Below are 21,219 nucleotides of genomic sequence, written 5' to 3'. Positions count from 1 at the left end.
ACCCGTTGCATTTTGGCGCATTCATCGCCATAACAAGGGCTGAAAAAGACAAGGTAATCAGATGCAAAACTATCTCGAATTCGAAAAACCATTGGCAGAAATCGAAGGCAAAGCGGCCGAATTACGCGCCATTGCCAGCCAAAGCGAAGACGAAATGAATGTTGAAAAAGAGGCTGGTGCGCTGGATAAAAAGGCGCAAACAATACTGGTTGATCTGTATAAAAACCTAACGCCTTGGCGTAAATGTCAGGTGGCACGCCACCCTGATCGCCCACATTGCAAGGATTACATTGAAAATCTGTTTACCGAATACACACCACTGCAAGGTGACCGTGTGTTTGGTGATGATACCGCCGTTATGGGTGGGTTGGCACGATTTGATGATCAGCCTGTCGTGGTCATGGGCCAAGAAAAAGGTAACGACACAACATCGCGTCTGCATCATAATTTTGGCATGGCGCGCCCCGAAGGATACCGTAAAGCGATCCGCCTGATGGACATGGCCGATCGTTTTGGCCTGCCTGTGGTTACGTTGGTGGATACACCCGGTGCATTTCCGGGCCGGGGTGCCGAGGAACGCGGCCAATCAGAGGCAATTGCACGCAGCACCGAAAAATGTCTGCAAATCGGTGTCCCTTTGGTATCATGTATCATCGGTGAAGGCGGTTCGGGCGGTGCAGTTGCATTTGCCACCGCAGATCGTTTGTTAATGTTGGAACATTCGGTTTATTCCGTGATTTCACCAGAAGGCTGTGCATCAATTTTGTGGAAAGACGCGGAAAAAATGCGCGAAGCTGCAGAGGCATTACGTCTAACGGCCCAAGATTTGGTAAAACTTGGCGTGGCCGATACGGTTATTCCCGAACCTTTGGGTGGTGCACAACGTGACCGCGAACAAACATTTGTTGCCGTAAAAGATGCCATCGCATCATCATTGAAAGAATTGTCAGGCAAAAAACCCAAGCAATTGATCAAAGAACGGCGTCAGAAATTTTTGGACATTGGTTCAAAAACGCTGGCGTAACTACCACAGTCCTTGTTTGGCGCGTTCGGGCCATGCTTGATCAACCGCATCACCATCAATTTCATTGTTCGATTGCGCCGCCAAAATTTGCCCCATAGTTGGCAAAGAGTCGATATCTGGCCACTGGTCCTGTTTCCAAAGACCTGCGCGCATCACCGCGCGGGAACATTGGAAATACACCTCTTCGACATGTATCAGAATGATTGATTTTGGTGGCTTTCCCTTGACGGTGAAACGATCCAAAAAATCGGGTGCAACAGAAATTTCACCACGACCATTCACGCGGGTTACAATCGTGGAATTGGGCGTCAGCAACATCAACGCAACGCGTCCGTCATTAACGATATTACGTAAACTGTCCAAACGGTTATTTCCGTGTCGATCAGGAATCGCCAGCGTTTTTTCATCCAGCTCAATCACGACCTGTCCGATATCGCCACGTGGGGATGCATCTGCACCATCGGGGCCAACGGTGCACAATGCGCAAAATGGGCTACTCTCAATCCATTTGCGATATTCAGGGGTGATGTGATTGGCAACTTTGCGCAATGAATTTTCACTGGGTTCGCCATAAAGGTTTTCAAGTTCTTTGACCGATTGGATAATTGTCATGACGCATCCTGTGGTGTGACATCAAAACCAGCCTCTGCCATCAATCGGTTCGAATTTGTTTCAATGACACGTTCCATTTCTTTGGTCATATCCTCCACGCTTAATCCTTTTGGGAGCGGTTCGAAATATTCGAACACTGCCACCCCTGGTTTGCGATACAGCCCACGTTTATTCCAAAACACCCCGACATTGGTTGCAACGGGAATGCAAGGGCGATCAAAACGTTGGCACAACACCGCAGCACCAACCTTGTAAGGAAGATATTTACCCGGTGGCACACGCGTGCCTTGTGGGTAAATTATCAGTTGTGATGGCGTGTCTGCCTCTTTTTCGACGCCAGAAACCATTTCTTTCATCGACTTGGATCGTGCACCGCGTTTAACAGGTGCCACACCAATACGCATTGCATAAAACCCCAATATTGGCGCCCATTTTAGTTCCTTCTTCATCACAAAATTTCCGCGCTCAACGGTGTAAAAGTTCACCATCACATCCAAAAATGATTGATGTTTGGACGCAACGATCACCGAACCCGTTGGCACTTTGCCACGGATTTCATAGGTCAAACCACACAGCACGCGCGCCAACCAGAATACCGACAGGCAATAAAACCGCATAAATTTATATGCCCATTCACGTGACAACGCAGCAGGAATCGCACCGATAATCCCCAAGACGAGCATCCAAACGTACATCAAAATGACAAATATAACCGAGCGAATATATTGAAAAACGTAAGCCATCATGCCGTCCTTTGTAATTTAGAATTTGCAGCAAAACGCGTTGAAACAAACGCGATTGTCGCGGCCACCAACGGAATAAACAACGGCAAAAGCCATTGCACACCTTGGAAACCAAGCCCCGTGAGGAACGCACCCTCTTCTGCAACAGCGGGCAGAAAATAGATGAACAGCATCGCTAACAAGCTACCGATAAGGCCGCCCAAGAAAGCGCGAATAGTGAACCGGCGAACAAAAGCCTTTGCGATATAGTTATCGCGTGCACCGATTAGGCGCAGCACGCTTATCACTTGTCCATTTGCCGATAGCGCCGCTTGCGCTGCAAGGGTGATCATGGCGATGGTCGATCCAACGATCAACCCGATGGATAATGCGCCCAATAATCGCAATCGTTGCGCGGCCTTCACCATTGGACGGCGCCAACGTGTATGATCATCCAATATTGCGCCCGGTGCTTCTGCTTGTAGTCGTAAACGCAATCCGTTCACATCTGGGCCAACGCCTTCTTCTGTTATTTCAATCAGACTTGGAATTGGCAAATTATCCATAGGCAAATCCACCCCAAACCAAGGCGTTAATAATCGGCGCTGTTCGTCTTCTGACATTAAACGTGCACTGGCAATGCCTGGCGTTGTTTCCAAAATGCCCAATACCGTTTTCGCCTGTGCATCCATTTGTCCATCGGGTGCCGAAATGCGTACGGTTGATGTGCCCGCCAATTCCGTTGACCAACGATCAGCCAAACGCCCTGTGGCCAAAAATAATGCCAGTGCAAACACCGTCAAAAACGCCATCGCGAATGAAACAAACGTGGTCAACGATGCCGTATACCCAGACGGTGGCACCACGCGATCAGCATTTTGATCACCAGACAACATATCCTGTGCAAGTTGCCAGTATCGCAGAATCTTGTTCATAGATCTGCACCCCCAGAAACAATTCGTTTATCCTGAATACGCAAAACACGGGCGGCGACCTGAGGCTTTGCCACACGAATCAAATTCATATCATGCGTTGCAATCAAAATGGTTTTCCCCATTTTATTTAGCTCGATCAGCAAGCTCAGCAATTTTTGTCCCATTTCCCAATCGACATTACCCGTTGGTTCGTCGGCCAAAATCACATCAGGCGATAAGATTAGTGCACGCGCAAGCGCCGCACGTTGGCGTTCACCGCCTGACAACTGTGGCGGGAGCGCGTTTATCTGTTTTGTCAATCCAACCCAATTCAACAATTGATTCATATTTTGCAAATCATCATTCAAATCACGCCCCGATACCTGACTGGGCATCAACACATTTTCCGCAAGGCTAAGATGATCCAAAAATTGGCAATCTTGGTGGACAACACCAATGCGGCGGCGAATGATTGCAATATCATCATGCGTCATGGCGCGGACATCTTTGCCAAACACCTTGATTGTTCCCGCACTAGGAAACAACGCCTGATAGCATAATTTCATCAATGTAGATTTTCCCGAACCCGATGGACCCGTTAAAAAATGAAAGCTGCCTTTGGTCAAATGCAAATCCACATCCGCCAAAATTGCCCCACCACCGTAGGAAAATCCTGCTCTTTTTAGCTCGATCACGTCACGCCTCGTTTTTTTGGCTGCGATTCTTATGCAACGCAGTATTATACATAAAACCCTGATAACCCATCATTTACTTGGAAAAACGGAATACCACGTCTACAAAATTAATAAATGCCTGATTCTTTGGGCGATATAGACTATACTGGGGGATGTAATGCGTCTGATTTGTCCAAACTGCACAGCACAATACGAAGTGGCCGAGGGTGCGATTCCTGAAAACGGTCGTGATGTGCAATGCGCGAATTGTTCGCATATCTGGTTTCAAGAACCGATTTTGTTCCTTGATCCTGTTTCCAAGGTGGAAACGAACTTGGCGCCGGATTACATCCCAGAGCCCGAACCAGAAGTAGCGCCGCGACATCAACCGTTGCCGCCAGAAACGCAACATTTTCAAAGCCTCATTCGCAATGATAACATCGCAACAGAACAACCCAAAGTTGATGAACCGGTTGCTTCCGACGATCCATTGCCCGAATTTCGCTCTGTCTTTGGCGCACACCGACAAGAACCTGTGCAATCACAGGCCGAAGCGCCGGTAGAACCACAAATTCCAGAGACACCCGCACCGCAAGCGGAACCAGAAACACCAAGTGCAAGCAGCTCCGTTTTGGAAGTATTGCGCAACGAAGCGGCATATGCAGCGGATCAGACAGGTAAAGAGGCACCAAAGTCGTCTGATATTTCGTTCGAGCTCCCTGAATTAGACGAACCTCAAGCGCAAGATGTTGCGCAAAACCAACCCGAAGATCCCGACAGCGAAACAGATCGCCCAGACGAGCAAGCGCCAAGCGAATTTGTGGATGATACCTCTGCAATCGAATCCAATCTTGATAAAACGGACGATGCATCGCCATCAATTGATGAAACAGATCAAGAAGATGATGCGATTTCGCGCATGTTTGATCGTATTTCAAATACTGAAACACCGGACGATCCAACAATTGGTGGTGACGCCGCTGCCGAGTCGTTTGATTCATCATCTGACATCGACGATACCGATACAGCAACGAACCTTGATGAAACTGCGCCTTCTGAAGAAGAATCTGCAAGTGATATCCCAAGCTTTGTTTCCACGGCGGCGGTTGCTGCTGGTGCCAAGAAAACTGTTGATGTCGCAAGTTTTATTGAACGTTTGAAAAGTGCTGAAAAAACAATCGAACGCACACCAGCCGAAAGTGCGTATCAAGCTGCGCAAGATGCTCAAATCGATGCTGATGCAATGGCTGACCAAATCATGTCACAGGACGATTCCGTTGAACCAGCGCCCGCTGAACCAACAGCACCTGACACTGATCTAGACATCGAACCAGAAGCAGATATCGCCCCAAAGAAAGGCAAAACTGCGTTCCGTGATGTTGATGAAATTGAAGGCAAAATTCGTCTTGGTGCGGATCAAGCCGAAGCCGTAAAAATTGAAACAGAAGCGGCCAACGAAAAAATCGACTTGGACGGTGAAAACAAAACTCACGACACAGGTGGCGCATTTTGGAATGGATTTTATGCAGCCTGTATCGCAGTGGTTTTGGCGACCCTACTTTATATTATGGCCCCAAGCGTGAGCAAAGCAATTCCCGCCGCCGAAGACACGGTGAATAGCTATACCGCCTTTGTGGACTCGGGTCGGATGCATGTTCAAAACCTTTATACCGAAGGTGGTGAACCAAGTCTGAGCAATTTTGCCAATAACACCTGGAAAGCCATTACAGGGCGCTAATCTAAAAACGATCAAGCAATCGTTTGAGATAGTCCAATTCCAATTCAGGGCGTGTGCGTTCGTTTGACCGACGTTTGATTTCTTCCAATACTTCATTTTGGCGCTTGGCGTTTTCTTCGCCAAGCCCGTTTGGGGTAAGTGTATCATTAAACATCCCACCTTGCGAACGGCCCAATGGATCCAGCGCGGTCGCACGACCATTTGGATTTAATCCTTGGCCTTGCCCCTCTGATTGACCTTCGTTGCCTTGTTGTTGGCCTTGCTGAGCTTGGCGCGATTGCTCGTTCATTTGGCGCATTCCTTCGCGCAGCGAATCCATCGCATCGGATTGATTATCCAGCGCCCCTGCTACATTTCCATTTTCAAGATTTTCACGCGCCGCATCCATATTTCGCTCGGCTTGCTCCAAGGCATCACGCGCGGCTTGTCCAGCCTCTGATCCATCATTTGGAACACCACCACGTTGCCCACGCAACATGCGACGCAATGCTTCTTGGCGCTCGGCAAGACCGCTACCGCCTTGGCCGCCGCGTTGTTCGTTTTGTGAACCACCATTTTGGCCTTGTTGCTGACCTTGCTGTTGGCCTTGCTGACCCTGCTGTTGCCCGCCTTGTTGGCCTTGTTGGTTACCTTGCTGTTGCCCCTGCTGCTGGCCTTGCTGGTTACCTTGTTGCGGGCCTTGTTGCTGGCCCTGCTGATTGCCTTGCTGTTGTTGTCCCTGCTGGCCTTCTTGTCCATTTTGTTGTTGCCGTTGACGATCAAACTCTTCTTGTAATTCTTGGAATGTGTCATCCGCCAATTCTTGTTGATCTCGCAATGTTTGCTGCAAATCTTCGGAATTTTCACCCCCAGAACCCGGCTGCATTTCTACATAGCGCATTTCTTCTAACAGTTTTTGCAACTGTTCCATTAATGCTTGCGCTTCTTCCATGCGCCCTTGTTCCATCAACTCTTGGATTTCATCCATCATCTGTTGGATTTGATCTTGTGAAATCGTTTCGCCCTGATTGCTGGATTGTTGCTGTTCATCCCCTTGGCGCCGCTCTAACTGAGCTAAATAGTTTTCCGTGGCATCGCGCAATTCTTGCATGAGCTCTTCGATTTCTTCCTTGGTGGCACCATTTTCCATCGCTTCTTGCAAACGCTCTTGGGCGCGGCGCAAGCGCTCTTTGGCGTCATCCAGATCACCATCTTCGATTAATAGTGCTGCGTTCCACAATAAATCTGTCACTTCTACCAATGCATCATCGCTTAACGCTTCATCGGTGTTATATTCCATGCGACGAAGCGCGGTGCGCACCATAAGATATGCTTTTTCATCTGGGAAAAGCCCATCCGGGCGATGCGTAATTGCTTTGATCACATAAACGGCACGATCGGCGTTTTCGCGATTCCATAACAATTCGCGACGCACATCCACAATCCCAGCCGCCAAAGTATCAAAAAAGCGTTTGCCCGGCAGATTGGTTTCAAGCAATTCTGATTCACCAACATTTCCAATCGCATCTGTTGCGCGAAGTTGCAAAATCGAGGGCAAACTTGCCCATGGATGTTTGGCTTGGTTATCAACCAAAATATCATCGACATTCGTTAGATCCGCCGCAAAGGGCATTGGAATTTCAATTTCCAGTGGCGCCTGAGACTCTGGTTCGCGTGCCAATCCATATTTGCGTTCAATCGCATCCAAATTCACAATCGCTGTAAGTGTACCGCCAGTGACGCCGTAATCGTCGCTGGCAACAAATGGAACCTCCATTTCACCTTGAATGCTGCGCGAAATACCTTCGCCAAAAGCAATTTTTGGCGCACGGTCTGGGATCATTTCAATCTGCCATACACGATCATCAAAAAGCTTTGTCGATACTTCAAATGTGCCCGACGATTGAACGATCAATGTGTGTTCAAGCACATCTTGTGGTTCCTCTGGCAAGGATGCATCCGCGCCCGCACTGATGGTTTCGCGCAATGATGCACGCCCATCATATCCATAAATACGAAGCGTTATTTGGCTGTCTTGTGGTAATTTTAATGTCGTATCTTGGCTGACATCATTCAAATAGATTGTTGGCAACCCTGTATATGAGGGCGGTTCGGCCCATGCTTCAAAACTTGGGCCGGACGCAACGCTTTGCGCCGCGGGCGCAATACCATTTAACAAACTACGCCCAGCATCGCCGCGCACGAACAATATCGAAACCGCAAATAACAAAAGCACGATCAACCGCGTGGCCCATCTGTCCTGCCCTGATAACCGAATTTCAGGGAGTGTTATATTTACGCTTTTCGCCTTATCCGCTAGCCGCTTTAAATTAAGCGCCCAGAGATATTCCGCCGCAGGGTCACCGGAACCAAGTGCAATACGATCATGCAATCCTGCAATCGGGCGACCATGTAGGCCAATATCCAATCGATTGATGGCCGCCTGTTCACTTGGCCATGAAAACTTGCGCAGAGGGCTTTTGATCAAAACCACCAAAATGATCGCAAAAATTACACTCAGTGCCAAAAACGCATTCACAGGCAATACCGAAAACACGCCCAAATACATCAACGTAAAGGCAAATAAAAACAATATCGCAACAGGCCAAAACGAAGTTACGAAACGCTCGCAGGCCAGCACCCCGCGCGAAATCGCGATTTTGCGACGCAGTTTTTTGATCGCATGCGTCGCTATTTCTTGGGCTGTTTGGTTTTCAGTGTCCAATTTGCGCCTCCGAATGGGGCGCAGAATGCTACACCCATTCGGGTACTGTATCGCGTTTTATCATTTCTTCAAAGCTTGGTCGTGCCCGAATAACTGCAAATTGATCGGCTTTTACCAAAACCTCTGGAATCATTGGACGGGTGTTATATTCCGATGACATAACCGCGCCATACGCGCCAGCGGATCGAAATGCGACCATTTCGCCATCACGCACGCTTGGCATTTCGCGTTGTTTTGCAAATGTATCACCTGTTTCACAAACCGGACCAACAATATCAATTGGATTGGTTTCGGTCGCGGCATTGGGTTCAATCACTGGAATAATGTCGTGATATGCTTCGTACATTGCGGGGCGAATCAAATCATTCATCGCCGCATCAATAATTAAAAAATCACGCCCTTCGCCATTTTTGTTATAGATCACCGAGCTCACCAATAATCCCGCGTTACCTGCCAGCAAACGACCAGGTTCAATTTCAATTTCGCAACCCAAATCGCCAACAGTTTCACGAATAACATGTCCATAATCCACTGGTAGCGGTGGCACGCTGTTCGAGCGTTCATACGGGATACCCAGCCCCCCACCCAAATCCAGACGGCGGATATTATGCCCATCGGCGCGAAGCGTTTCAGTTAAATCGCGCACCTTTAAATATGCTTGGCGAAATGGTTCCAAATCGGTGAGTTGGCTTCCAATATGAACGTCAATTCCAACAATTTCGATACCATCCATTTTGGCGGCCTTGGCATAAACATCGCGTGCTTGGCGAATGGGAATACCAAATTTGTTTTCCGACTTACCCGTTGCGATTTTCGCATGGGTTTTGGCATCAACATCTGGGTTTACTCGAACCGTGATCGGTGCAACCAAACCAAGTGAAACCGCAACCTCGTTTAAACAATCCAATTCTGGTTCGGATTCAACATTGAATTGGCGAATGCCACCCGTCAGCGCCAATTTCATTTCGTCGGCGGTTTTGCCAACGCCCGAAAATACGATACGATCACCGGGCACACCCGCGGCCTTGGCGCGCATGTATTCACCACCCGACACCACATCCATGCCCGCACCCAAATCGCCAAGCGTTTTCAACACTGCAATGTTTGAATTGGCCTTCATCGCGTAACAGATCAGATGATCCATCCCCTTAAGCGCATCATCAAATACCTGAAAATGGCGTGTTAGGGTCGCGGTTGAATAAACATAAAATGGCGTACCAACCTTGGCTGCGATATCCGTAATCGCAACATCTTCGGCGTGCAAAACGCCATCACGGTAAAGAAAATGATCCATGATTTATCCTTTGATCTTTGGGTTGGGTGGCCTAAATTTCGTATGCTTCAACGGGAAGTGGATCATTTTTGATCCCACATGCGGTTAATGCGGATGTCGCAATTATCAAAATCAACATTGTTTTCATGCCAATTCTGCCTTCCAGCGTTTCACTTGTGCGCGCACATTCTCAGGTGCAGTGCCGCCGTAACTGATCCGCGAAGCAACTGATTTTTGCACTGTTAAAACATCAAACACATTTTCATTGATATCAGCACAGGCAGTCTGCATTTGTTCCAATGTCAATTCTGGCAAATCCACACCGTTGGTTTCGGCCATCGCCACCAATGCGCCGGTAACATGGTGGGCATCGCGAAATGGCATCCCCAATTCACGCACCAACCAATCAGCCAAGTCCGTAGCAGTGGAAAACCCAGTTGCGGCGGCGGTTTCAAGCTGTGGCGCGTTTGGTTTCATATCACCCACCATGCCCGTCATTGCAGCAAGTGCCAGCATCAAGCTATCGGCGGCATCAAAAACCTGCTCTTTGTCTTCTTGCATGTCTTTGGAATAGGCCAGCGGCAAACCTTTCATCACCGTCAACAATCCGATCAACGAACCATTGATGCGCCCCACTTTGGCACGGATCAATTCCGCCGCATCTGGGTTTTTCTTTTGTGGCATGATGGATGAACCCGTGCTGAACCGATCAGACAGGGTTACAAATTTGAATTGCGCCGACGACCAGATCACCAACTCTTCGGCAAAACGGCTCAGGTGTGTGGCGCAAATAGAGGCTGAGCTCAAAAATTCTAATGCAAAATCTCGGTCTGAAACTGCATCCAAACTATTCGCCGAAGGGCGATCAAACCCAAGTGCCGCCGCCGTCAAATCGCGATCAATCGGGAAACCTGTTCCTGCAAGTGCTGCCGCGCCAAGTGGGCTTTCGTTCATGCGGGTACGCGCATCGATGAAACGTGAACGATCACGTGCAAACATTTCAACATAAGCCATCATATGATGGCCCCATGTTACGGGTTGTGCGACCTGTAAGTGCGTAAACCCGGGCATACATAAATCCGCACCTTGTTCCGCTTGTTCAAGCAATGCGCCCATCAATGCCGTAAGCCCACTGATCGCTGCATCAAACTGATCACGCGTCCAAAGTTTGAAATCCGTCGCCACCTGATCGTTGCGCGAACGTCCCGTGTGCAGCCGCCCCGCTGGTTCACCAATAATTTCCTTCAACCGCGCTTCCACATTCATGTGAATGTCTTCGAGTGCCGTTGAATATTCAAACGTACCGCTCTCGATTTCTGACAAAACAGTGAGCAGCCCTTCCCGAATTGTTTCGGCATCTTTATCAGTGATGATACCTTGTTGAGCCAACATCGCAGCATGGGCGCGCGATCCAGCAATATCTTGGGCCGCCATTCGTTTATCAAAACTAATCGATGCGTTGATTGCTTCCATGATTGCGTCTGGCCCCGCGGCAAACCGCCCGCCCCACATTGCATTTGATGTTTTTTTATCCGACATAGGTATTGCTCGCTGAAGAAAGGCCGAAAATGACCCTTGGTAAATCAATAGTTGCTGGCTTGCTTTATACTGCAATGCTGGCTGGTGCAAATCCCAGCTTTGGGCAAAATGACAATCTGTCTGAAATTCGTGCATTGATTCCGACAGATGCGGTGAATTTTCAGCTTCACGATGAACCAAAACCTGTCACCGATATCGCGTTTTTAGATGCAGACGAGTCACCAATTCACCTTGGCGAATTCATTGGGAAAACCATCGTTTTGAATTTCTGGGCAACATGGTGTGCACCTTGTGTCGCGGAAATGCCATCGCTTGATAAATTACAAGCCACATTGGGCAGTGATGAATTTAAAGTCATCACAGTTGCCGCCGGTCGAAATCCGCTTCCGATGATTGAAAAATTTTTTGAACGCGAAAACCTGACAAATTTGCCCAAATACCGCGACCCAAAGATGACATTTGCCAGCGCAATGGGGGTGCGTGGATTGCCCGTAACCGTGATCATCAACCCCAACGGCAACGAAATCGCACGCGCAAATGGCGAAGCCGTTTGGGATTCACCTGAAATGATCACATTGTTGCGCAAGATTTCACAAAAATGACCCGCACGATTTTGTTCAACAAACCCTTTGGCGTTTTATCACAATTCACCGATGCGGGTACGCTTGGCAGCAACCACAAAACGCTTTCGGAATTTATCGATGTTCCAAATGTCTATGCCGCGGGTCGGCTGGACAAAGACAGTGAAGGTTTGTTGATCCTCACCGACAATGGAAAATTACAGCATCGCATTGCTGATCCGAAAAACAAAATGCCCAAAACTTATTGGGTACAGGTTGAAGGCATCGCCAGTGATGATGCCATTACGTCCTTGCAAAATGGTGTCAAACTAAAGGATGGCATGACCAAACCAGCCAAGGTTTCGCGAATGGATCCACCCACTGTGTGGCCGCGTAACCCACCCGTGCGATTTCGTAAAACCGTACCTGATTGTTGGTTAGAGATTACAATCACCGAAGGGCGCAATCGCCAGGTGCGCCGCATGACAGCGGCGGTTGGTTTGCCAACATTGCGATTGATCCGCTATCAAATCGGCAATTGGACGATTGATGGTATCAATAATGGAACTTGGATCGATGGCGCGTGACGCCACGACATGATCGTGATCAATTGACTCAACCACATCACCTGCGCCATCCTGTTTTTGGCTGCGAGGGAGGAATGTGTGCCGCTTCATATCTTGGGGCCGATGGTTGTAATCGGCATCATCAGCATTGGAATTGTGCTTCACCTGTTGGGCAATAGCAAACGGTTGGTCTTTACCAATGCGGATCAGGTGATTGAAAGATGGCTGCGCGAACATCCAGAAACATTGGTCGAGCGCGTGGAAATTTCAGACACCGGCCATCAGGCCATTGTAAAATCCAACGCAGGTATCGGAATAATTTGGGTGATGGGATTCGATACCACAAGCAGATTGATCAATCTGCCTGTGCAAACATCAATCCATCCTTCGGGCATTTCAATCAAACTTGCCGATTTTACGGCGCCACGGATTAAAATTGATTTAAACTCTGAAACGTCCAGATCCCACTGGATCACAATTTTCGCCAAAAAGGAACCATCATGGATAATCTAACATTTCCCGATACGGTTCAATTGGCCGTGCCGTTTTTCATCATTGCGATATTGCTTGAACTGGCATGGATCACAATTAAACGCCGAGGTGGGCGATACGAAACACGTGATGCGATGACATCGGTTTTATTGGGGGCGGGAAATGTCGTAACGGGCATTCTACTTGGGTTTGTTGCGTGGGGTTTTTACAACTGGGTTTGGCAATTTCGTTTTTTCGATTTGGGCACATCCATCCCAATTATTGTGATTTGCTTTTTGCTGGATGATCTTCGCTATTACTGGGTGCATCGCTTTGGCCATACAATCCGATGGGCATGGGCCAGCCATGTGGTGCATCATTCATCGCAACACTATAATTTGACGACCGCGCTTCGCCAAACTTGGACAGGTGAATTCACCGGACTAATGATCGTATCTGTGCCGTTGTTATTGCTGGGGTTTCATCCTGCTATGGTTTTATTCGTTGGTGGAATAAACCTGATATATCAGTTTTGGATACATACCGAAGCCATCACAAAAATGCCCCGTTGGTTCGAAGCGGTGATGAACACACCATCACATCACCGCGTGCATCATGGTCGCAATGCGCAATATCTTGATGCAAACTACGCAGGGGTTTTGATCATCTGGGATAAAATGTTTGGCACATTCGTCCCCGAAGAAGAAAAAGTGGATTACGGCTTGGTTGTAAATCTTGGAACATTCAATCCGATCCGCGCGGCGTTTCATGAATGGATTGGTATTTTCAAGGATATAACACAACCAAACATTTCCCTGTTTGACCGCTTTCGGTATGCTTTTGCACCACCTGGCTGGAGCCATGACGGATCACGCGATACATCACGCATTATCAAACGCAAATTCGTTGAACGCCACCCAGAGGCAAAGGGTAAACCAGGGCTATAGCCGTGTTAATCCGCGGTTTGGATATAGGCGGCAACGCCACCATTTGAATCCGCAACCACCGCCATTCGCCCAACATTTGGAATTTCAAACGGTTGGCGGTGAACCTTACCACCTTTTTCAACCGTGTTCGTCAGCGTGGCATCCAAATCAGTCACAGAAAAATATGTGAACCAGTGATCGGGCACACCATTAAAATCTGGGCTCACCAAGTTAAATATCCCCGCCACGGGTTGATCACCTTTTTTCGCAATATAATAAGGGCGCGCATTGTCGGTTCCAGCGGTTGGAGTTTCTTCAAACGTCCAGCCCATAACAGCGCCATAATAATCCTTGGCTTTGTCTGGATCCCACGTGTTTAATTCTGTCCACCAGATTTGCCCGTGATTATCCGCCATACTATCCTCCGTTTGTTGCTTTAAAATTCACGTGCCATGCCAAAAAATTCATCATTGGGGCGCATGGCTATAGTATTCACCATCCGATTGGACAGGCCAAAAAATGCTGTAATTGCCGCGATGTCCCAAACGTCTTCTTCGCTAAAGCCGTGTTCGCCGAGCATTTTGTAATCTGCGTCACTAACCTCATCGCTCTTGCTACAAACTTTCATGGCGAAATCCAACATGGCGTGTTCACGCGGCGTAATATCCGCCTTGCGATAGTTCACTGCAACTTGATCAGCGATCAATGCGTTTTTTGCGCGGATGCGTAAAACGGCACCATGTGCAACCACACAATACAAACACCCGTTCACATTGGATGTGGCCACAATGATCATTTCCCGCTCTGCCTGTGACAGACCGCTGTCTTTTTCCATTAGCGCATCGTGATACGCAAAAAAGGCGCGAAATTCATCGGGTCGATGAGCGAGAGCCAAAAATACATTCGGGACAAACCCAACCTTTTCTTGGACGGCCAAAACTCGTTGCTTGATATCATCAGGCATGTCTTGAATTTCTGGAATGGGGAACCTGCTTATAGGTTTTTTGGACATTGGTTTTCCTTGTTGATCGTTATCGCGCCAATTTCTGCACGTCTGCGTGACGTGGGCAAGTTGTTTGATGATCGTTGACCAAACCGCATGCCTCCATAAATGCATAAACAATTGTTGGGCCGCAAAAATTAAAACCTCGTTTTTTAAGGTCTTTTGAAATCATCACCGACAACGGTGTTTGTGTTGGCACTTGTTCGCGCAAATGAAATTGATTCTGAATGGGGCGACCATCCACAAAATTCCACAAGTAGCTGCTAAACCCGATATCGGACTCGATTGATTGCCAAGCACGCGCACCTTTGATTGCCGCCTCAATTTTACCGCGATGTCGAACTATGCCTTCATTTTTCAACAAGCGTTGAATGTCGTTTTCGCCAAATTCTGCAACTTGGTTCGGATCAAATCCGTTGAAGCCGTCTCTGAAAGCATCGCGTTTTTTAAGAATCGTTATCCAACTTAATCCTGCTTGAAAACCGTCCAAAACCAGCTTTTCCCATAAAGCGCGGCCGTCATATTCAGGAACCCCCCATTCTTCATCATGGTATTTTACATAAATTGGATCGGTTCCACACCATTCACAGCGCTCATTCATGATTTTTCCCTTATAATACAGTTTCTTACCCAGTTAATTCCAACTTTAGCCAAATTAGAACAAAATATGAACTGTTAACTTTGAATTAGGACTTATGGCAAATGTTAGCATCAATTCTGTCAGAAAGGTTGGGGAATGGTTCTACAAACGTATAAAATACCAAAACGTCCCGAGAACCCATTTGAATATGTGGTGAACAAACGCGAAGAACCCGTTGTTGAAACGGTTCGCCGTGCGTTGCAAAACAAAAACGTTCTGCTCGCGTATCAACCGATCTTGCATGCAAAGCATCCAGAAAAGGCCGCGTATTACGAAGGGCTCATTCGCGTTATCGACGAAACCCAAGAGGTTATCCCAGCCAAGGATTTTATGCCTGCTGTGGAAACATCCGAACTTGGGCGTATCTTGGATTGTCAGGCATTGGAACTTGGTTTGGCCGCATTGGCATCTGAACCGAGCCTACGACTTGCCATAAATATGTCTGCGCGCAGTATCGGTTATCCGCGCTGGAATGAAATCATCAACCAAGGATTTGCTCAGGATCCTACGATTGCAGAACGGCTTATTTTAGAAATAACTGAATCCTCGGCCATGCTTATGCCCGATATTGTCTGTGTATTTATGGCCGATCTTCATCGGCGCGGCGTATCCTTTGCCTTGGACGATTTTGGCGCTGGCTACACTGCATTTCGTTTTTTCAAAGAGTTTCAATTTGATATCGTAAAAATCGATGGGCAATTTGTTAAAAACATCCATCAAGACGCCGACAATCAGGTCTTAACCACCGCGCTCATCGCAATTGCGCAACAATTCAATATGTTTACGGTGGCGGAACACGTAGAAACCGCCGAAGAAATGGAATTTTTACAAAAGATTGGCGTCGATTGTTTGCAAGGCTATCATCTTGGCAAGCCACAGATTGTACCTGAATGGACATCATCGCTATATTCGGCAACAGGCTAGTTTCAAACCGTCACACCAGCATATGATGCCAAAAATTACGGGCGTTCAATTTTTGAACGCCCTTTTGAATGCTAGGCCGTCAAACGCCTAATTTCTTCTTTTAGTTGAAGTTTTTGTTTTTTGAGGCTACTTACCTCCAACACATCCGTGCTCGGTTTTTGTTGGATAAGTTCGATTTTCTGAGAAAGCTTTTCATGCTTCTTTTTGAGCTCTGAAATGTGTGAACTCATAGTCATAGGCACCTCCATTTTTAAATTGTCACAAATCAAGTTCACCACAGAAAATGATTCCTGTCACGTAAAACAATTTTACTGATCGTGTATTGATCTGCATGCGCATGATTTTGCACATCTTGATCTAAACAAAATGTTAAATTTTCAGAGGAGCAGCATCGCGCAATATTTTTTTTGCGTTTTTGGTAAAGCTATCGCCATCTTCTACATGTGTATTCCCACGATGCATAATAAATGGTGGCAATATCGTAGCGGGCGTTTTACTCAACTTACGTGCCCGTACCAAAACACGGTTCGCCACATGTCCACGTCTTGGTGCGATGGGTAAAATATGAATGCCCCCACAATTAACAAGAGCCTGCAATATATTTGGTAAAGCCTCCGCCATATGGATCATCGTAAAATAACCTTGTGGACGAACGCGGCGCAAAGACAGCGTGATCCAATCAGACAAATCCAAGGTTTCATGATCTGCCAGCGCCTTGCCCGAATTTTGTGACAATGATTTGTTTCGATGGAACGGTGGGTTGGTCATAACCTGATCAAATACTTGGTCTTTCAACGCGCTTGGCGGTGCGTTCAGGTCGCCTTGATAAATTGACATATTCACTTGGTTATCAATGGCATTTTGTGACGCAAGTGCTGCGTATTCTTGTTGAATTTCAAGACCGGAAATTGTCGCATCGGGTGCGCGCGCTGCCAAACACAGGCTGGCGACCCCAACACCACATCCCACATCCAACACCTTGCGTCCCAAAGAAATATCAATACTTGCGGCGAGCAAAACAGGATCAGTGGCCGCGCGATACCCGTGGGCAGGTTGTTGGGCAATGACACGACCATCCAAAAACTTGTCAGATGTGGTTTTCATCAGATGTCGCCCTGCGAATATTCTATGTCATTGTCTCGCAATATCGCACGTGCACGAAACAAATGGCGATCGGCGACCATGACGCGTCGCGGCATCACGCCAATTGATCCTTCAAGAATGCTCATATGGACGTCGAGATCAAAGCACTCTATATCCTCTGCCATAAGCAAGGCTGTGACAAAGGGAACCAACGTTGGGTCTGTTGTACGAAGCAATTCTTTCATATCCTTGGCTTAACGGGTGTTTCGATGCAATGTCGAGAACCGAATTACAATTAGCCTGGGAATATCTGCCGTGAGCAAACCACAAGACCGCTTAATGTCATTGCTAAACGATGAAATGAATGCTGTTAATCAATTGATTGGCAAACGCATGGCATCCGAAAACGCGCCGCGCATTCCAGAAGTAACCAAACATTTGGTTGACGCAGGTGGTAAAAGATTGCGCCCATTACTGACACTTGCCGCGGCCAAAATCTGTGGATATGACGGACCGTATCACATTCATCTGGCTGCAACTGTTGAATTCATTCATACGGCGACCTTGTTGCATGACGACGTTGTCGACGAAAGCGCACAACGCCGCGGCCGTCCTACTGCAAATCTATTGTGGGATAATCAATCATCTGTGTTGGTGGGTGATTACCTGTTTTCACGTTCATTTCAGTTGATGGTTGAAACGGGAAATTTGCGCGTATTGGACATTCTGGCAAACGCCTCCGCTACCATTGCCGAGGGTGAGGTTTTGCAACTTACGGCTGCGCAAAATCTTAAAACCAGCGAAGATACTTATTTCAAGGTTATTCGCGGCAAAACCGCAGCATTATTTTCCGCCGCCACACAGGTGGGCGGCGTAATTGCCAACGCGCCTGAAAACCATATCGAGGCACTTTTTGATTATGGCGATGCGTTGGGCATCAGCTTTCAAATAGTTGATGATCTGTTGGATTACAGCGGAGTCGCAGCAAGTTTGGGAAAAAATATCGGTGATGATTTTCGCGAACGCAAACTCACCTTGCCTGTTATCAAAGCGGTGGCAAATGCCACACCCGATGAAAAACAATTCTGGGAACGGGTGATCGAAAAGGGCAAACAATCCGACGGTGATCTGGAAACTGCACTGTCATTATTGGATAAATACAACTGTTTGGAAGATACCAAAGAACAAGCGATTGCTTATGCAAGCCAAGCAAAGTCAGCCTTGACCAACATTCCAGATAGCGAATTAAAGGACATCTTGCTTGAATTGGCAGATTTTGTTGTGTCACGCGCCGTTTAAAACACACGCTTTCACCCACCAATCGGGGTGATCGTTTTGAATGATTTCGGCGGCGTTGCTTGCCTTTGTCGCAGTTTTAAACAACCCAAAACACGTGGCACCAGAACCCGACATACGCGAAAATATTGCATTTGTTCGTGCAAGGCTATTTAGACTATCCGCGATGACGGGTTGCATTTGGATTGCGGTGTTTTGCAAATCATTGCGCGTATTGTTGAGCATTTCCGTAAAATCCCCCTCTGCCAAATCTTTGATTGCAGGGTTTGTTTTACAATCCAATGCGCGAAAAATATCAGGCGTTGAAACGGACACATTCGGATTTACCAAAACCGCATGCATCTTGGGTATGTGATTCAACGGCGTTAGTTCATCCCCGATGCCACGCATTCGACATGCCTTACCCATCACACAAACAGGAACATCCGCTCCCAAAGATAGCCCAAGATCAACTGGTAATGGTTCTCTGGAAAGTTTGCTCATACCACGCAATACCGCCGCGGCATCAGCAGAACCACCACCGATGCCAGACGAAATCGGGAGATTTTTTGTTAAACGAATTTTTGCACCAGCATATTTATGTTCATAAATTTTAGCTGCGCGTAACACCAAATTATCCGCCCCATTTGATAGCCCGGCACCATATGGCCCATCAATTTCAAGCGAATATTTGCTGTCTGGTTTCAACCAAATATCGTCACCAATATCGGCAAACACAACGATGCTATCCAAAAGGTGATACCCATCATCGCGCTGTCCAACCACATGCAAACATAAATTAATCTTTGCCTGCGCTTTAATTTCCATTTCCAGTGGTCGCCTTTTGCGCATCTTCGGATTCTAGCACCACATCTAGCCCAACTTCGAGCTTGCGGCGAATGCGGATTGCATCTTCTGGTTCGGGGTCAAATGACAATGCGCGCTTCCACTGGAATTCCGCCTCGCGTTTGCGATCAACCTTCCAATACACGTCACCCAAATGATCGTTGATCACTGGATCATCAGGGATAAGTTCGATGGCAAGTTCCATCGGCTCCACCGCTTCTTCGTATTTTTCAAGACGATACAGAACCCATCCCAAACTGTCGGTTATGAAACCGCTATCAGGGCGCGCGGCGACCGCATCTTTGATCATCTCTAACGCTTCGTCCAATTTTATGCGCTGTTCCACCAATGAATAACCCAAATAGTTGAGCACCAACGGTTGACCAGGTGAAAGTTCAAGCGCACGGCGAAACTCAACTTCGGCGCGGTCCCAATCGTCTAGCTGTTCTGAACAAATCCCCATGGCATAGAACAGAAACCAATGGTTTCGCTGTGGGTTTGGAATCATGTCCACGGCTTTTTCATAGGCTTTGCGTGATTGCGCAAAATCGCTAATGCTGCGCAAAGCGTCACCAAGAGACATGAAAACACGTGGAACGTCGCTATGGCTACGGCTTAAATTTCGCAAAACCTCGATCGCTGCTTCGGGTTTTTCTGCGTCCAATAATGTATCCGCACGGCCAAGCTCTGCATCCAAAAACAATGGGTCATCGGCACCGACCTCGGAATAAATTTCTGTGGCCAGATCGAACTGTCCCTGATCACGTAATATTTCCGCAGCAAGCAATATCGCACCCGTATTTTGAGGGCGCAGATATTGTGCCAACCGAGTGTAAAGCAAACTGGAATATTCATTGTCATCGTCATTCAACGCACTGGCAAGTGTAAAAAACACTTCTGCTGCGCCTTCTTGTGCGCTCGCAATGAAATTATATTCCACGGGCTCATTATTTTGCAGCTGGTCGCGCAATTGCGTGAGCTGCAAATCGACAGTGCCATTTAACGAGTCATTTAACATTTTGACCGCCTCTGGATTGCGGTCAAGCTGGCTTAATATTTGTGCATGGGCGATCAAGCTACCGCGATTGAGTCGTAGATTTCCCCGATCATCGCCTTCTAAAATTTTATCCGCTCCACCAAAATCACCAACCACGGCCAAGGCCAAGGCTTTGTGGTATTGACCAAACAATCGCACAACTTCGGGTTCTTGCAATGCGTCGAACACTTCCGCTGCGGATGCCATTTTTCCACGGCCAAGTTCAACCCAACCGGACATGAGGCCAGATAATAATTCCGTAAAATCTTGATCTTCGCGCGACAACAACCGTGCGGCCGCGTTAAAATCAGATCGTTTTATGGCATCAGCAAGCAATACCAAATCAGACAAATGCGAACTCTCGCCCTTGTCTGCGATTTTTTTTGCCAACATCGCGGCGTCGCCAACATCGCCTTTTGCAACCATTGCAAGCAATGCGTTTTGCATCAAATAAACGTTGTCAGGATCATCGATCAGGGCTTGGGAAAAATATCGCGCTGCTGCGACATAATCATTTTGCGCATTCGCCAGATTGCCAGATAAATATGCGCCCGCCAGCCCATCGGAAAACACCTGTGTTGGACATGCCAAAAAGCATCCAAGTAAGCCTGCGTGAATTGTCTTTTTGAGCGCCATTGAAACCTGCCTTATATCCGTTCAAGCTTGCATGCTAGCCGTACCAGATACCA

General features: G+C 47.6%; 23 protein-coding genes. 8 read left to right on the top strand and 15 right to left on the bottom strand.

Going from position 1 to position 21,219, the window contains the following annotated elements; genetic code table 11:
- Nucleotides 1-61 precede the first annotated feature (61 nt).
- A complete protein-coding gene (locus BFP76_RS13795; RefSeq protein WP_099594527.1) occupies nucleotides 62-1,024 on the top strand; it encodes an acetyl-CoA carboxylase carboxyltransferase subunit alpha in 963 nt (320 codons plus the stop codon).
- On the opposite strand, the gene BFP76_RS13790 is transcribed toward BFP76_RS13795, so the two are convergent.
- The 4 genes from BFP76_RS13790 to BFP76_RS13775 are packed head-to-tail and all read right to left on the bottom strand — an operon-like array spanning nucleotide 1,025 to nucleotide 3,967.
- Nucleotides 1,025-1,636 (bottom strand): pyridoxamine 5'-phosphate oxidase family protein, encoded by a 612-nt coding sequence (locus BFP76_RS13790; protein ID WP_099594526.1) that lies wholly within the window; start codon nucleotides 1,634-1,636, stop codon nucleotides 1,025-1,027.
- Nucleotides 1,633-2,379, bottom strand: coding sequence for a lysophospholipid acyltransferase family protein (locus BFP76_RS13785; protein WP_099594586.1), 747 nt, complete (start codon nucleotides 2,377-2,379; stop codon nucleotides 1,633-1,635). The genes BFP76_RS13790 and BFP76_RS13785 overlap by 4 nt, the downstream gene beginning before the upstream one ends.
- Nucleotides 2,379-3,293, bottom strand: coding sequence for a cell division protein FtsX (locus BFP76_RS13780; protein WP_099594525.1), 915 nt, complete (start codon nucleotides 3,291-3,293; stop codon nucleotides 2,379-2,381). The genes BFP76_RS13785 and BFP76_RS13780 overlap by 1 nt, the downstream gene beginning before the upstream one ends.
- Nucleotides 3,290-3,967, bottom strand: a complete 678-nt coding sequence (locus tag BFP76_RS13775) for a cell division ATP-binding protein FtsE (protein WP_099594524.1) — start codon at nucleotides 3,965-3,967, stop codon at nucleotides 3,290-3,292. Before BFP76_RS13775 ends, BFP76_RS13780 begins: the two co-directional genes overlap by 4 nt.
- Before the next feature lie 157 nt (nucleotides 3,968-4,124).
- Between BFP76_RS13775 and BFP76_RS14805 the strand changes: the two genes are divergently transcribed.
- Nucleotides 4,125-5,684, top strand: coding sequence for a zinc-ribbon domain-containing protein (locus BFP76_RS14805; RefSeq protein WP_099594523.1), 1,560 nt, complete (start codon nucleotides 4,125-4,127; stop codon nucleotides 5,682-5,684).
- A 1-nt stretch (nucleotide 5,685) separates the two neighbouring features.
- Here BFP76_RS14805 and BFP76_RS13765 read toward each other — a convergent pair whose 3' ends face one another.
- The 3 genes from BFP76_RS13765 to argH form a co-directional block, all read right to left on the bottom strand.
- Entirely contained in the window at nucleotides 5,686-8,388 is a 2,703-nt protein-coding gene (locus BFP76_RS13765) for a DUF4175 domain-containing protein (protein WP_165775725.1), read from the bottom strand.
- Between the two features lie 28 nt (nucleotides 8,389-8,416).
- Nucleotides 8,417-9,682, bottom strand: coding sequence for a diaminopimelate decarboxylase (lysA, locus tag BFP76_RS13760; protein WP_099594521.1), 1,266 nt, complete (start codon nucleotides 9,680-9,682; stop codon nucleotides 8,417-8,419).
- 123 nt (nucleotides 9,683-9,805) lie between these two features.
- Entirely contained in the window at nucleotides 9,806-11,200 is a 1,395-nt protein-coding gene (gene argH, locus BFP76_RS13755) for an argininosuccinate lyase (protein WP_099594520.1), read from the bottom strand.
- Between the two features lie 29 nt (nucleotides 11,201-11,229).
- Between argH and BFP76_RS13750 the strand changes: the two genes are divergently transcribed.
- The 4 genes from BFP76_RS13750 to BFP76_RS13735 all read left to right on the top strand — a co-directional run bounded on the left by BFP76_RS13750 (nucleotide 11,230) and on the right by BFP76_RS13735 (nucleotide 13,744).
- On the top strand, nucleotides 11,230-11,802 hold the full coding sequence (locus tag BFP76_RS13750) for a TlpA family protein disulfide reductase (RefSeq protein ID WP_099594519.1): 573 nt from the start codon (nucleotides 11,230-11,232) through the stop codon (nucleotides 11,800-11,802).
- The gene (locus BFP76_RS13745; RefSeq protein ID WP_099594518.1) at nucleotides 11,799-12,347 is read left to right on the top strand and encodes an rRNA large subunit pseudouridine synthase E; all 549 of its coding nucleotides are present in this window, start codon (nucleotides 11,799-11,801) and stop codon (nucleotides 12,345-12,347) included. Before BFP76_RS13750 ends, BFP76_RS13745 begins: the two co-directional genes overlap by 4 nt.
- Nucleotides 12,348-12,425: 78 nt before the next feature.
- The gene (locus BFP76_RS13740; protein ID WP_133117443.1) at nucleotides 12,426-12,839 is read left to right on the top strand and encodes a hypothetical protein; all 414 of its coding nucleotides are present in this window, start codon (nucleotides 12,426-12,428) and stop codon (nucleotides 12,837-12,839) included.
- Nucleotides 12,827-13,744 carry a sterol desaturase family protein gene (locus tag BFP76_RS13735; RefSeq protein WP_420818674.1) on the top strand — a complete coding sequence of 306 codons (918 nt, stop codon included), beginning with the start codon at nucleotides 12,827-12,829 and terminating at the stop codon, nucleotides 13,742-13,744. The genes BFP76_RS13740 and BFP76_RS13735 overlap by 13 nt, the downstream gene beginning before the upstream one ends.
- A gap of 5 nt (nucleotides 13,745-13,749) precedes the next feature.
- Here the strand turns inward: BFP76_RS13735 and BFP76_RS13730 are convergent, their stop codons facing one another.
- From BFP76_RS13730 to BFP76_RS13720, 3 genes are read right to left on the bottom strand one after another with little or no spacing between them, the layout of a single operon-like run.
- Nucleotides 13,750-14,139 carry a VOC family protein gene (locus BFP76_RS13730; RefSeq protein ID WP_099594515.1) on the bottom strand — a complete coding sequence of 130 codons (390 nt, stop codon included), beginning with the start codon at nucleotides 14,137-14,139 and terminating at the stop codon, nucleotides 13,750-13,752.
- 20 nt (nucleotides 14,140-14,159) lie between these two features.
- Nucleotides 14,160-14,735, bottom strand: a complete 576-nt coding sequence (locus BFP76_RS13725) for a peroxidase-related enzyme (RefSeq protein ID WP_099594514.1) — start codon at nucleotides 14,733-14,735, stop codon at nucleotides 14,160-14,162.
- 19 nt (nucleotides 14,736-14,754) lie between these two features.
- Nucleotides 14,755-15,327 (bottom strand): DNA-3-methyladenine glycosylase I, encoded by a 573-nt coding sequence (locus tag BFP76_RS13720; RefSeq protein WP_099594513.1) that lies wholly within the window; start codon nucleotides 15,325-15,327, stop codon nucleotides 14,755-14,757.
- Between the two features lie 135 nt (nucleotides 15,328-15,462).
- On the opposite strand from BFP76_RS13720, the gene BFP76_RS13715 reads away from it, so the two are divergent.
- The gene (locus tag BFP76_RS13715) at nucleotides 15,463-16,290 is read left to right on the top strand and encodes an EAL domain-containing protein (RefSeq protein WP_099594512.1); all 828 of its coding nucleotides are present in this window, start codon (nucleotides 15,463-15,465) and stop codon (nucleotides 16,288-16,290) included.
- 71 nt (nucleotides 16,291-16,361) lie between these two features.
- Here the strand turns inward: BFP76_RS13715 and BFP76_RS13710 are convergent, their stop codons facing one another.
- The 3 genes from BFP76_RS13710 to BFP76_RS13700 all read right to left on the bottom strand — a co-directional run bounded on the left by BFP76_RS13710 (nucleotide 16,362) and on the right by BFP76_RS13700 (nucleotide 17,618).
- Nucleotides 16,362-16,520 carry a YdcH family protein gene (locus tag BFP76_RS13710; protein WP_338064520.1) on the bottom strand — a complete coding sequence of 53 codons (159 nt, stop codon included), beginning with the start codon at nucleotides 16,518-16,520 and terminating at the stop codon, nucleotides 16,362-16,364.
- A gap of 139 nt (nucleotides 16,521-16,659) precedes the next feature.
- Nucleotides 16,660-17,394, bottom strand: coding sequence for a tRNA1(Val) (adenine(37)-N6)-methyltransferase (locus BFP76_RS13705; protein ID WP_099594510.1), 735 nt, complete (start codon nucleotides 17,392-17,394; stop codon nucleotides 16,660-16,662).
- Nucleotides 17,394-17,618 carry a putative signal transducing protein gene (locus tag BFP76_RS13700; protein WP_099594509.1) on the bottom strand — a complete coding sequence of 75 codons (225 nt, stop codon included), beginning with the start codon at nucleotides 17,616-17,618 and terminating at the stop codon, nucleotides 17,394-17,396. The genes BFP76_RS13705 and BFP76_RS13700 overlap by 1 nt, the downstream gene beginning before the upstream one ends.
- Nucleotides 17,619-17,712: 94 nt before the next feature.
- Between BFP76_RS13700 and BFP76_RS13695 the strand changes: the two genes are divergently transcribed.
- Nucleotides 17,713-18,672 (top strand): polyprenyl synthetase family protein, encoded by a 960-nt coding sequence (locus BFP76_RS13695; RefSeq protein ID WP_099594508.1) that lies wholly within the window; start codon nucleotides 17,713-17,715, stop codon nucleotides 18,670-18,672.
- On the opposite strand, the gene BFP76_RS13690 is transcribed toward BFP76_RS13695, so the two are convergent.
- On the bottom strand, nucleotides 18,658-19,476 hold the full coding sequence (locus tag BFP76_RS13690) for a 4-(cytidine 5'-diphospho)-2-C-methyl-D-erythritol kinase (protein WP_240514068.1): 819 nt from the start codon (nucleotides 19,474-19,476) through the stop codon (nucleotides 18,658-18,660). The genes BFP76_RS13695 and BFP76_RS13690 overlap by 15 nt on opposite strands.
- Nucleotides 19,466-21,166 (bottom strand): tetratricopeptide repeat protein, encoded by a 1,701-nt coding sequence (locus BFP76_RS13685; RefSeq protein WP_099594506.1) that lies wholly within the window; start codon nucleotides 21,164-21,166, stop codon nucleotides 19,466-19,468. Before BFP76_RS13685 ends, BFP76_RS13690 begins: the two co-directional genes overlap by 11 nt.
- Nucleotides 21,167-21,219: the final 53 nt, after the last annotated feature.

Source organism: Paramylibacter kogurei (genome assembly GCF_002742285.1).
Taxonomy (GTDB): domain Bacteria; phylum Pseudomonadota; class Alphaproteobacteria; order Rhodobacterales; family Rhodobacteraceae; genus Amylibacter; species Amylibacter kogurei.
Note: the sequence above shows the minus strand (reverse complement) of the source record. Positions and strands in the feature narration are given on the sequence as shown.